11 protein-coding genes are annotated in these 12,185 nt (G+C 38.2%); 1 reads left to right on the top strand and 10 read right to left on the bottom strand.

What is annotated here, in order from left to right:
- Window positions 1–44: 44 nt before the first annotated feature.
- From EL101_RS03730 to fdaB, 6 genes are all read right to left on the bottom strand, one after another.
- Window positions 45–299 (bottom strand): type B 50S ribosomal protein L31, encoded by a 255-nt coding sequence (locus tag EL101_RS03730; protein ID WP_014613331.1) that lies wholly within the window; start codon window positions 297–299, stop codon window positions 45–47.
- A 122-nt stretch (window positions 300–421) separates the two neighbouring features.
- Window positions 422–1,735 carry a transcription termination factor Rho gene (gene rho, locus EL101_RS03725; RefSeq protein ID WP_014613330.1) on the bottom strand — a complete coding sequence of 438 codons (1,314 nt, stop codon included), beginning with the start codon at window positions 1,733–1,735 and terminating at the stop codon, window positions 422–424.
- Between the two features lie 354 nt (window positions 1,736–2,089).
- Window positions 2,090–3,523: an aldehyde dehydrogenase family protein gene (locus tag EL101_RS03720; RefSeq protein ID WP_096597996.1), complete on the bottom strand. Its 1,434-nt coding sequence runs from the start codon at window positions 3,521–3,523 to the stop codon at window positions 2,090–2,092.
- A 187-nt stretch (window positions 3,524–3,710) separates the two neighbouring features.
- A complete protein-coding gene (locus tag EL101_RS03715) occupies window positions 3,711–4,040 on the bottom strand; it encodes a winged helix-turn-helix transcriptional regulator (RefSeq protein ID WP_096597998.1) in 330 nt (109 codons plus the stop codon).
- Between the two features lie 47 nt (window positions 4,041–4,087).
- Window positions 4,088–5,353, bottom strand: coding sequence for a UDP-N-acetylglucosamine 1-carboxyvinyltransferase (locus tag EL101_RS03710; protein ID WP_096598000.1), 1,266 nt, complete (start codon window positions 5,351–5,353; stop codon window positions 4,088–4,090).
- 345 nt (window positions 5,354–5,698) lie between these two features.
- Window positions 5,699–6,571: a class IIb fructose-bisphosphate aldolase FdaB gene (fdaB, locus tag EL101_RS03705; RefSeq protein ID WP_096598002.1), complete on the bottom strand. Its 873-nt coding sequence runs from the start codon at window positions 6,569–6,571 to the stop codon at window positions 5,699–5,701.
- 262 nt (window positions 6,572–6,833) lie between these two features.
- Here fdaB and EL101_RS03700 point away from each other — a divergent pair, with 262 nt between their 5' ends.
- The gene (locus EL101_RS03700; protein WP_096598004.1) at window positions 6,834–7,358 is read left to right on the top strand and encodes a DUF2529 family protein; all 525 of its coding nucleotides are present in this window, start codon (window positions 6,834–6,836) and stop codon (window positions 7,356–7,358) included.
- 96 nt (window positions 7,359–7,454) lie between these two features.
- Here the strand turns inward: EL101_RS03700 and EL101_RS13195 are convergent, their stop codons facing one another.
- The 4 genes from EL101_RS13195 to rpoE all read right to left on the bottom strand — a co-directional run bounded on the left by EL101_RS13195 (window position 7,455) and on the right by rpoE (window position 12,091).
- A complete protein-coding gene (locus tag EL101_RS13195; protein ID WP_164715566.1) occupies window positions 7,455–7,616 on the bottom strand; it encodes a hypothetical protein in 162 nt (53 codons plus the stop codon).
- 123 nt (window positions 7,617–7,739) lie between these two features.
- Window positions 7,740–9,095 (bottom strand): glycerol-3-phosphate transporter, encoded by a 1,356-nt coding sequence (gene glpT, locus EL101_RS03695; protein WP_373364889.1) that lies wholly within the window; start codon window positions 9,093–9,095, stop codon window positions 7,740–7,742.
- A gap of 431 nt (window positions 9,096–9,526) precedes the next feature.
- Complete coding sequence (locus tag EL101_RS03690; protein WP_096598008.1) at window positions 9,527–11,140, bottom strand: CTP synthase; 1,614 nt, start codon at window positions 11,138–11,140, stop codon at window positions 9,527–9,529.
- A gap of 408 nt (window positions 11,141–11,548) precedes the next feature.
- A complete protein-coding gene (gene rpoE / locus EL101_RS03685; protein WP_096598010.1) occupies window positions 11,549–12,091 on the bottom strand; it encodes a DNA-directed RNA polymerase subunit delta in 543 nt (180 codons plus the stop codon).
- Between the last annotated feature and the right edge of the window lie 94 nt (window positions 12,092–12,185).

The following is a 12,185-nucleotide window of genomic DNA, read 5'->3' as shown; positions in this document are numbered from 1 at the left end:
CACACAGTTTGAGCGGACAGCTATCCACCCAAAGCAATGTTGTCTTAGTTGTCTGATTTGAGACCAAATTTTTTGTTGAAACGTTCCACACGACCATCTGCCGCAGCAAATTTTTGACGTCCTGTGTAGAATGGATGTGAATCAGAAGAGATATCTAAACGAATAACTGGGTACTCGTTACCATCTTCCCATTCCATTGTTTCGTTTGAAAATTTAGTAGAACCGCTTAAAAATTTGTAATCAGTTGTCGTATCTAAAAAGATAACTTTACGGTATTCTGGATGAATCCCTTGTTTCATAATTTTCAGCTCCTTTGCCCTGAACCATCCGGAACAGAGTTATTTCTGAGTTTTTACCCAATACTTAAACATTATATAGGCCGCATGATGAAATTGCAACCCTACATCTGAAATTATTCTAATTAAATAATCGGCTTACCTGTTTTACTACTTTCAGCTGCACTTTGTTGTAACAGTTCAAAGAATTCGGCATTCGACTTCGTTTTCTTCAACTTACGAATGAAACGCTCTGTGAAGTCAGGTGAATTTGAAAACATATTGCGTAATTGCCACAAGCTATCCAATTCGTTTTTCGGAACGAGGAGTTCTTCTTTACGCGTCGAACTTCTAGAAATATCAATTGCTGGATAAATACGACGTTCAGAAAGGCGTCGATCTAAATGGAGCTCCATATTCCCTGTTCCTTTAAATTCCTCATAAATCATATCGTCCATACGCGAACCTGTATCAACAAGCGTAGTAGCTAAAATCGTTAAACTGCCACCTGCTTCGATATTTCTGGCAGCACCAAAAAATGTTTTAGGACCATGTAATGACGCTGGATCTAAACCACCTGATAATGTACGACCACTCGGCGGCACAACAAGGTTATATGCACGCGCTAAACGAGTCAGTGAATCCATTAAAATAATGACATCTTCACCAATTTCGACGAGACGTTTTGCACGTTCGAGCAACAATTCAGCGACTTTCACGTGATGTTTTGGATGCTCATCAAACGTAGAATGTACCACTTCTGCTTCATCAACTGAACGTTCAATGTCAGTCACTTCTTCTGGTCGTTCACCGATAAGTAAAATGAAAAGTTTCGCATTCGGTTTGTTCGTAACAATCGCATTGGCAATTTCTTTCAGTAAAGTGGTTTTCCCTGCTTTAGGTGGTGCAACAATTAAGCCACGTTGACCTAAACCAATAGGCGTAATTAAATCCATTACACGTGTTGAATAGTTTCGAGGTTCTGTTTCTAATTTAATTCGTTCATCTGGATATAAAGGTGTAAGAGCTTGGAAGTGAGGGCGTTTTTTGACTTCTTCTGCATTGTGATCATTCACAAAGTCAACTTGTAGTAATCCATAATATTTTTCGTTTTCTTTCGGTTTTCGAACTTTCCCGGTTACTTTATCGCCTAATTTAATTTCGAATCGACGAATTTGGCTGGCAGAAATGTATATATCTTTTTCGCCTTTTGAGAAGTTAACCGTTCTTAAAAAGCCGTAACCATCTTGTTGGATATCATCGAGGATACCTTCCATATAGTAGTTTCCATCTTGTTCCATTTGCGCTTCCATAATTGCCAGAACGAGTTCTTTTTTGTTTAATTTACTATAGTTAACAAGTTTAAGAGATTTTGCCTTTTCAGTGAGGGCCTTTGTTGTATAATTCTTGTATAATTCATGAAAAGATTCATATTGCGGAGATGTTCGTTCCCTTGACATGTTAAACACTCATTTCATTTTAAATTCTATTTAATCGCAAATGTTACGATTAAACCTTACTATATCAAATAATGGGCTCAATGACAAAATATCAATGGAAATGACAGGAAAAATTCAAATTTGATACATCCTCATTTTTTCGATAAATGGCGTGAATTTTACTCATTTTTTTAAGTTTAGAAAATCACAGAAAATTGGCATGTCCATAAAATGAAGAACTTCTTATTTTTCCTCTCAATTTAGCCATTTTCGACTTTTTTCAATACACAAAATTTCTTTAAAAAAGGGCTAGGAAAACGCCATGTTCTCCTAGTCCTTTCCTCATTCATTTACTTCACACAGGCATTAAAACTGTTATTCACCTTTGTAATAGCCTGCAATTGATTTTACTTCTAAAAATTCTTCAATACCGTAGTCGCCCCATTCGCGGCCAATACCTGATTGTTTATAACCACCGAATGGTAAGTCTGACGCACGGCCAGCTTCGTTAATTTCAATTGTACCTGCTTCAATTGAACGTGCAACACGGATAAGGTTATCTTGATTTTGACCGAAAACATAACCTGCAAGTCCGTATTTAGTATCGTTCGCAATTTCAATCGCTTCGTCTAAATCTTTATACGTAATAATTGACATGACAGGTCCAAAAATTTCTTCTTGGGCAATTGTCATTTGATTGTTCACATTTGTAAAGATGGTAGGTTTCGCGAAATATCCTTTCTCTAGGCCATCCGGTTTACCTGTACCACCATATAATAATTCAGCGCCTTCATCGATACCTTTTTGAATATAGTCTTGTACTTGATTGTATTGTTTTTCACTCACAATAGGACCCATTTGTGTTTCGGCATTTTGCGGATCGCCGACTTTCACGTTCGCCATTTGTTTTTTAACTTCTTTAAGGAAATCGTCTTTAATACTTTCCGGTACTAATGTACGTGTGCCTGCTGTACATACTTGTCCGGTATTGTTTACGACTTTCATCACTGCCGCTTTAGCCGCTTCTTCAAGATCCGCGTCATCTAAAATGATAAAAGGCGATTTTCCGCCAAGTTCCAATGATACTTTCTTGAAATCTTTGCTCGCTGCTTCCATAATTTTTGAACCTGTGCCACCAGAACCTGTAAATGACAGCATGCGGACATCAGGATGTTGACTTAACGGTGTACCAACGCCTTCACCATCACCATTGACAAGGTTAAATACACCTTTAGGCACGCCAACTTTATCGAATATTTCAGCTAAAATAATTGCTGCATATGGCGTCATTTCAGATGGTTTGAGGACAACTGGACTTCCTGCCGCAAATGCCGCCGCTAATTTAAGTGATGTTTGGTTCGTTGGGAAGTTCCAAGGTGTGACAAGTCCTGCAACACCAATCGCTTCTTTCACGATTAAGTTATCTCCACGACGTTCTTCAAATTGGAAATCATTCAATGCGTCACGTGCGGCTTTAAAATGGTTTAAACCCATTTGATAGTGCACCTTTTCTGATTGTGTCACAGGTGCACCCAGTTCTAATGTCATCGCTTCTATTAAATCATCTTTACGATTTTCATATTCTTTAACAATACGATCTAACAAGTCTTGTCGTTCTTTGACAGACGAGTTACGAAATGAAAGGTACACGTCATGAGCAGCTTGAACTGCTTGGTCTACATCTGCTTTATTCCCTTTTGCGATATGACCAAATACTTCTTCTGTGGCTGGGTTGATGACTGCCATCGTTTCACCGCTATGACTGTCAACCCATTCACCATTAATATATTGTTTCGTTTGATCTCTCATGAACAAACACTCCTTCATTTAATGTCATACACTTTGTATTGCCAAGTTCATTGCTTTTTAAACCTGACCTCACAAATCAAAAATATTCTGTCATTACCGTTAACTGATAAAAAATAAAAGAGTAAGCACATACGCCAATCTTTAATCGTTCGCGTCGTCTTACTCTGTTATTATTTTATTTGAATGTTTATTTCGCTTTTTCTTCTAAATCAATATAGTCATGCGCCCAACTTTCGAGTGGCTTTAATGCACGAGCCAGCGCTACGCCTTTTTCTGTTAAATGGTAACAAACTGAAGGTGGATTTGTCGAGATGACCTCTTTCGTTAATAAACCTGCATCGGCCAACTCGGCGACTTTCATTGATAAGGCTCTATTTGTAATGGGGCATAAATGTCTTTTCATCTCTGAAAAATGCGCTTTATATTCATCGCAAGTCGAAAGGTAATGCAAAATCAAACCGTTCCAACTGCGCCCTAATATTTTAAATGTTTCTTCTAAATATGGACATACTTCCATGGTTATCACCTCGCATTTTTAAATTTGTGATAACAGCACATAACGAATTAAACTTCGACTTGCTCCGTCCAAATATCAGCACCTAACGCTTTAAGTGTTTTCACAATATCCGTATAACCGCGATAGATATGTTTAACATTATAAATCGTCGTCACACCTTCCGCTAACAATCCAGCTACGATTAAGCAAGCCCCTGCACGTAAGTCACTTGCATATACTTCAGCGCCCGTTAATTGTGAAGGTTTTACTGTCGCAGTACTTTGGTCTGCTGTTATCAATCCATTCATTTTTTGTAACTCTTGTACATGTCTGAAGCGCTCTGGATAAATCGTTTCAGTGACAAAACTAGGTCCATTTGCTAAGAAGAGTAAAGGTGTAATAGGTTGTTGTAAATCCGTTGCAAAACCGGGGTATACGAGCGTTTTGATGTCCACGCTTTTGTAAGGTGAAGAAGATTGGACTATCATGTAGTCATCGCCAGTCTCTATTGTAACACCTAACTCTTTCAATTTCACAGTGAGTGCTTCCATATGTTTCGGAATAATGTTGTCAATGTGTACCGACTCACCACAAGCGGCCGCAATACACATGTACGTTCCAGCTTCGATACGATCCGGAATAATTGAATGGCGGCTACCATGTAAATGCGGCACACCGACAATTTTAATCGAACTTGTCCCTGCACCTGTGACCTTTGCGCCCATACTGTTTAAAAAGTTGGCCACATCGACCACTTCAGGCTCTTTTGCTGCATTTTCGATAATCGTCTGCCCTTCCGCACGTGTCGCAGCAAGCATAATATTAATCGTTGCACCTACACTGACAATATCTAAATAAATGTTCGCGCCCACCAAACGTTCTGCCTCAATTTTCATTGACGTCAAGCTCGACTCATCTACCGTAGCACCTAAAGCCTTAAACCCTTTAATATGTTGATCTATCGGTCTCGGCCCAAGTGGACAGCCTCCAGGTAAACCAATGACGCACTTTTTAAAGCGACCGAGCATGGCCCCCATCATATAATAAGAAGCACGCAAAGATTCAACTTTATTGTTTGGCAAAGGGGCATTTTCAATATGTGTCGGGTCTACTGCTAAAGTTGTGCCGTTCAGCTCAGTCTTAATGTTTAAATCTCCCAATAAACTGACGAGCGTTTCAACATCAGAAATTTGCGGCAAGCCATCTAACGTTACCGGTGCTTCTGCCATTAATGTTGCAGGTATAATGGCAACTGAACTGTTTTTCGCACCATTGATTTCAACACTCCCTTTTAAAGTTTGACCACCTCTTATTTTTATCACTTCTTGTGCCATGTCATTGAACTCCTTTTCCCTTGCTCATTTTAACCTTACAATACTATATTAAAAGCATTATAAAGTAAATTTTTTCAAATTGCAAAATGAAAAAACAACGCTTTGAGATGTTTAGCTCTACTTTGTGTTCAATTTTTGTAAATGTGACAGCGATTGAACAACTTTGCCCATCTTTACATCAAGTGGCATCCGACACGTTTTCACGTTGTCTCGTCAACTCGATCATCAAAATATGAAAAAGAGAGTAACCGACTCACAACTTGAGATCACGCTACCCTCTTTTGAATTTAATGATGTTGACACTGCACAAACATGTGATACGTGTGTAACATCTCTTAAAATAGATTAACCTTTAATGTTTGCTGCTTTACCTGAAGTACCGAACTCTCTAATTTTACCGATAACAGTTTCTTTAATCGCTTCACGAGCTGGTCCTAAATATTTACGTGGATCGTAAACTTCTTTGTCTTGATCTAATACTTCACGAACACGTTTAGCTGAAGCAATTTGGTTTTCAGTGTTAACATTGATTTTAGCTGTTCCGAATGAAATTGCTTTTTTAATGTCATGTGTAGGGATACCTGTACCACCGTGTAATACTAATGGTAAACCAGTTGAAGCACCGATTTCTTCCATTTCTTTAAAGCCTAAGTTTGGTTCACCTTTGTATGGTCCGTGAACTGAACCTAAAGCAGGTGCTAATGTATCGATACCTGTAGCTTTAACTAAGTTTTGACATTCAGTTGGGTCAGCGTAGATTACACCCTCAGCAACAACGTCATCTTCTTGACCGCCAACAGTTCCTAATTCAGCCTCAACAGATACACCACGTTCGTGCGCGTATTCTACAACTTTTTTCGTAATTTTCACGTTTTCTTCGTATGGCTCGTGTGATGCATCAATCATAACAGATGTGAAACCAGCATCAATCGCTTCTTTACATTTTTCAAAGCTTGAACCATGGTCTAAATGAATCGCAACAGGAATTGTGATTTCGTAGTCGTGTAATAGTCCCTCTACCATTTTAACTACAGTGTAGAAGCCACCCATGTATCTTGCTGCTCCCTCAGATACACCAAGAATTACAGGCGCATTCTCTTCTTGAGACGCTTGTAAAATCGCTTGTGTAAACTCCAAGTTGTTAAGGTTATATTGACCTACAGCATAACCATTTTCTTTTGCGTCGATTAACATTTCTTTCATTGAAACTAAAGGCATGAAAGTTCCTCCTTGCGTGCATGTCGCACGAATATTTATAAATACAGTATAGCAAAGTCATAGTTATTATGCACCGCAAAATCGTACTAAATTTGTGAAAAATATCGTAATTTATCATGTAAGCGCAAACATTGCTGCGAATTGATTCTGACACGATTATTCTATACAATGAGTTTTGAATTTCGTAGCGTTAACAGCTGTTAAAAAACCAAAAATTTAGTTATATATATACAAAAAATTGACCAAAAAGGAGGCAACAATCATGTCAAAAATGCTCACAACACAATTAACAGGTATATTTAATCGACTCGATCAACAAGAGTTGGATATTCAAATGGCTGCACAAAGTTTAATTCAAGCGATGGGTGGCGAAGGTCATGTTTACGTTAAAGGTTACGGTGATTTAAAATGCTTTGAATCCTACATCTTAACAAGTTTTGAGAAATTGCACTCAAGTTTGGCGTTAGACGATTGTCCGTCGTTTGACGTGTTAGACACAACAGATAGAGTGTTACTATTCGGAGCGGCGTACAGCGAGGAAATGGCACGTGATTTGGAACAGTTAATCGCGGACGACCGTGATGTTGTCGTCATTACGAATAAACCTAAAGAAGTTGAATTACCGGATCATTTAATGCATTTTATTAATTTGTCGACACCAAGACCGATTGTTTACACAGAAGATTATGATAAAGTCGCGCAACCGCATCTCATGGCGTTGAATTATGTGTATTATGAAATTTATACGCAAATGGTTGAAATGATGCGTGATTTAGATTTGGAATAAGATTTATATTCGGGTCTCACTTTTACACACTGGAAACATCTTTACTTATTGATGACATTTCCAGTGTGTAACTTCTATATCAAGTGCCCCCCTATTCTATTCCTTCTCTTTCTTTTTAAACACGTGCTCAACGATTGAAAAAACGACTAAAGTAACGATGCTGACAATGAAGGACGCAATCATCATATCGTTCCAAATAAAATGTGCGATTAAAATAGATGCAATGATAAAGCAAATCAATTTAAGCCAAAATTGCATGGTGAGACACCTCCACTTTTTACACGTTTTATCACTCATCTCAAATAGATAAAAATATAATTAGATAACAACATACAAAAAAAGACAAGTACCTCTTCAAAAGATACTTGCCCTTTATATATGCTAATGTACGACTTCTTGTCCACGTTTATTCCACGTGAAGAGGAAGCTGATCATTGCTAACACACTAATGATTGTTAATAAAATGAATCCTGCACTCCAGCCCATATGATCTACAATCACACCCATCACAATGTTCGCCATTACAGCACCACCGAGGTAACCGAATAAACCTGTTAAACCGGCTGCAGTCCCCGCTGCTTTTTTCGGTACATAATCCAATGCTTGTAAACCGATTAACATGACTGGACCATAAATTAAAAAGCCAATTGTAATTAATGCAAGGTTGTCAATGAGTGGGTTGCCTGGTGGGTTGAGCCAGTATACGACAACCGCAATCGTTACACCAATCATAAAGATAAAGCCTGCTGGACCACGACGGCCTTTAAATACTTTATCGGATAACCAACCACAGATCAATGTACCTGGAATACCTGCCCATTCATATAAGAAATATGCCCAGCCTGATTCTTTCATATCAAAGCTTTTCACTTCACTTAAATAGAGCGGTGCCCAGTCTAACACGCCATAACGGACAAAGTAGACGAAAATATTCGCAATCGCAATAATCCACACCCATTTGTTGTTAAGGACGTATTTGAATAAAATCTCTTTCGTCGTCAATTCTGTTTCGAATGTCTCTTTCTTTTGTGTCGGATAATCATCACGGTACGCTTCGATTGATGGTAAACCGACTGATTGTGGTGTATCACGTACTAAAACGTATGACGCAATCGCAATGATAATCGCAAGTAACGCCGGATAAATAAACGCCCCTTCAAAGCCTTGTAAATAACCAAAGCTCAATGAACCTGTTAAATAAATCCCAAACAATGCGATCGGTGCCATTAAACCGCCACCGACGTTATGTGCGACGTTCCAAATTGCTGTTTTACTTCCACGTTCACTCACACTAAACCAATGTACGAGCACACGACCTGAAGGCGGCCATCCCATACCTTGGAACCAACCATTGAGGAATAACATGATGAACATGATGGTCACACTTGACGTTAACGCCGGAATAAAACCCATCAGTAAATTGACGATAGCTGTTAACACAAGACCTAACGTTAAAAAGATACGCGCGTTACTTCTATCACTGACCGTCCCCATGACAAACTTACTAAAACCATAAGCAATAGAAATCGCGGATAACGCAAAACCGAGTTCTGCCTTTGAAAAGCCCATATCCGCTAAGTACGGCATCGCGATAGAAAAGTTTTTACGCAACAAATAATAACCTGCATAGCCTAAAAAGATACCGATAAACACTTGTAACCTTAATTTTTTATACGTCTCATCTTGTTGATTTTCTGACACAGGTGCTGCAGCTGTAGGCGGTTTTAAAAACTTCAACATAGGTACCCCTCCCCTTAATTATTAATTAAATATTAATTTCATGTAAATTTTAGGCATTGTCACAACGTTTGTCAATCGCATTTTTACAATTTTGTAAAGGCTTTCACATCAATATTGAATATTAATCAAACAACAGTGACTGATTACCTCAACCGTCCTTGTCACTTCAACTATTAATTGCTTGCCATAACTTTTCTTCAAATCCAATCGTTGCCATTTTTCAAAATTCCACCTTAAATATAATCGTTATTTTAAATATAGCAAAAGATACCAAGAATGTTAATGTAAGCTACCTTTTTTAGGTAAAATCGTTCATTTAATTTTCTATCCTGCATGTCATCATTTGAGTGTCACTTTTGAAAACAATGTTTCGCCTATAAAATCAAAAAAACAGCCCTATGGAAAGTTCCATAAGACTGCAATGTGTATTATTTCGTTTTATTTTGTTGTAACAATGCCGCTTCAATGAATGATTTGAAGATTGGTTGCGGACGGTTTGGTCTTGATAAAAACTCTGGGTGGAATTGGCATGCGATAAAGAATGGATGTTCTTTTAACTCCACCATTTCGACTAAACGACCGTCTGGGCTTGTACCTGAGAAGATCATGCCTGCTGCTTCAAGTTGTTGTCTATATTCGTTGTTGAACTCATAGCGGTGACGGTGACGTTCTTCCACTTCAGTTTTACCATAGATTTTTTCAGCTAATGTGCCTTCTTGAATCGTACATGGGTATAAACCTAAACGTAATGTACCGCCTAAGTCCTCGATATCTTTTTGTTCTGGTAATAAATCGATCACTGGATATGGTGTATTTGGATCTAACTCAGCTGAATGTGCACCTTCTAAGCCAACAACGTGACGTGCATATTCGACTGTCGCAAGCTGCATCCCTAAACAAATACCGAAGAACGGAATTTGTTGTTCACGTGCATATTTAATCGCTGAAATTTTACCTTCACTTGCACGGAAACCGAAACCACCTGGCACGAGGATACCGTCGACATCTGATAAATATTCAGCAGCGTTGTCATCGTTAACCTCACTTGAATCAATCCAGCGAATGTCGATATCTTTCATGAATTGGTAACCCGCATGTTTGAGTGACTCAGCTACTGACAAGTATGCATCTTGGAGTGACACATATTTACCGACAAGACCAATTGTCACTTTACCTTCTAAGTTATTCACAACACGTAATAAATGATTCCATTCATCCAGTTGTGTATCGCGATCCACATGTAGTCCTAAACGTTCAATAACAATATCGTCCATGTTTTGATGACTTAATTGTAACGGAATTTCATAAAGTGATTCTGCATCACGACATTCGATGACACTTTCTTTATCAATGTCACAGAATAATGCAATTTTGTCTTTTAAGTCTTGCGTCATCTCATATTCTGTACGCACAACGATTAAATCAGGTTGAATCCCTAAACCACGCAATTCTTTCACACTATGTTGTGTCGGTTTCGTTTTCATTTCACCTGCTGCTTTAATGTACGGTAATAAAGTACAGTGCACATACATGACGTTGTCGCGTCCTAAGTCACTCTTAATTTGGCGAATCGCTTCAATAAATGGCAACGATTCGATATCACCTGTTGTCCCCCCGATTTCAGTAATGACAACATCTGCATTTGTACTTTCCCCAGCGAGTAACAAACGTGACTTAATTTCGTTTGTAATGTGTGGAATGACTTGGACTGTCCCACCTAAGTAATCACCACGACGCTCTTTTTGTAGCACGTGTGAGTAGACTTTCCCAGCTGTTACGTTAGAGTATTGGTTTAAGTTAATGTCGATAAAACGCTCATAATGACCTAAGTCCAAGTCCGTTTCAGCACCGTCATCCGTCACGAAAACTTCCCCGTGTTGATATGGACTCATTGTACCTGGATCCACATTTAAATATGGATCAAATTTTTGGATTGTCACCTTTAATCCTCTATCTTTTAATAAGCGTCCTAGTGAAGCGGCTGTAATCCCTTTACCTAATGATGAAACCACGCCACCAGTTACGAAAATAAATTTAGTCATAATTCCATTTCCTCCTCGTTTGTTGTCAGAAGTACCTTTCAAAATGTAGGGGTGAATTTGTATACCAATCATTGATGATGTACGGGACTGCATTCTTAATTTTAAAAGTTGTGGTCGTTGCAGTGCGGTGAAGATCGTATAGCCAACACGTCACATTAATGAACACACGGTCACTTTTATCATTTTAGAATCACTTAACGTCCGCAATGTTTCATAAAATTAAAAAAGTTCCCACTCACAATATCATGATTGTAAGGGGAACCTTAACGATAGATGAGACTCGTTATTTCAGAGCCATCACTACTTTCTATCGTCTTCATTTATTTATCCGTCCTAATTAAAGGAGCCCGAATAAAATTTTATCATGTTGTCGTAAAAAGTCAATAAACTTTATTTAGAAATCAGAAATTAAAACGTTTCTTCCTCTTCATCTTCTTCAAGCTCATCGTCTTCATCGTATGTTTCATCGATGTCTTCTTCGTCTTCTTCAACTACGAGGTCTGACTCTTCAATTTCATCTTCAACACGTTCATCTTCAGGATCATCTAAATCTTCTTGATCGCCAGTACGATTTGGAATGTTGTCATCGCCATCTAAATCATCTTCACCTAATAATGTTAAGTTTTTATCTTCTTCATCATCTTCATCAAGAATATCGAATTTTTGAATTGTTGGTGCGATTTTTTCTTCTATATCATCTACTGAATACCAATCGCGAAGTCCCCAAACGTTATCGCCTACACTTAAAAAACGACCATCCGTATTTAAATCTGTGTAGAATTGAACGATACGGTCTTCAATTTGTGCATCTTCGTAATGACCAATACGTTTAAACTCATCAATAATATCATAAAGGTTCATCGTTGCATTTTGTTCACTTAAAAGCGTATAAGCCATATCGATAAATGATTTTTCATCAACCATTTCTTGTGTGTAATCTTGTAATTTCATCAGCACATCTTCCTTTCAAAGGTTAACATTTCTGTTCATTCGGATATTTCAATTTGTAAAAAACAGGTGCGCATGACCGTCACCTTTTGATTAT

Origin of the sequence: Staphylococcus delphini (assembly GCF_900636325.1) — a bacterium.
Classification (GTDB): Bacteria; Bacillota; Bacilli; order Staphylococcales; family Staphylococcaceae; genus Staphylococcus; species Staphylococcus delphini.
The sequence above is the reverse complement of the archived record's forward strand: the minus strand, read 5'-3'. Positions and strand labels throughout refer to the sequence as shown.

What these genes read in the sequence shown, in the direction of transcription:
- EL101_RS03730 (WP_014613331.1), bottom strand. Translation starts at nt 299, where the DNA reads ATGAAACAAGGGATTCATCCAGAATACCGTAAAGTTATCTTTTTAGAT.
- rho (WP_014613330.1), bottom strand. Translation starts at nt 1,735, where the DNA reads ATGTCAAGGGAACGAACATCTCCGCAATATGAATCTTTTCATGAATTA.
- EL101_RS03720 (WP_096597996.1), bottom strand. Translation starts at nt 3,523, where the DNA reads ATGAGAGATCAAACGAAACAATATATTAATGGTGAATGGGTTGACAGT.
- EL101_RS03715 (WP_096597998.1), bottom strand. Translation starts at nt 4,040, where the DNA reads ATGGAAGTATGTCCATATTTAGAAGAAACATTTAAAATATTAGGGCGC.
- EL101_RS03710 (WP_096598000.1), bottom strand. Translation starts at nt 5,353, where the DNA reads ATGGCACAAGAAGTGATAAAAATAAGAGGTGGTCAAACTTTAAAAGGG.
- fdaB (WP_096598002.1), bottom strand. Translation starts at nt 6,571, where the DNA reads ATGCCTTTAGTTTCAATGAAAGAAATGTTAATCGACGCAAAAGAAAAT.
- EL101_RS03700 (WP_096598004.1), top strand. Translation starts at nt 6,834, where the DNA reads ATGTCAAAAATGCTCACAACACAATTAACAGGTATATTTAATCGACTC.
- EL101_RS13195 (WP_164715566.1), bottom strand. Translation starts at nt 7,616, where the DNA reads ATGCAATTTTGGCTTAAATTGATTTGCTTTATCATTGCATCTATTTTA.
- EL101_RS03690 (WP_096598008.1), bottom strand. Translation starts at nt 11,140, where the DNA reads ATGACTAAATTTATTTTCGTAACTGGTGGCGTGGTTTCATCATTAGGT.
- rpoE (WP_096598010.1), bottom strand. Translation starts at nt 12,091, where the DNA reads ATGAAATTACAAGATTACACACAAGAAATGGTTGATGAAAAATCATTT.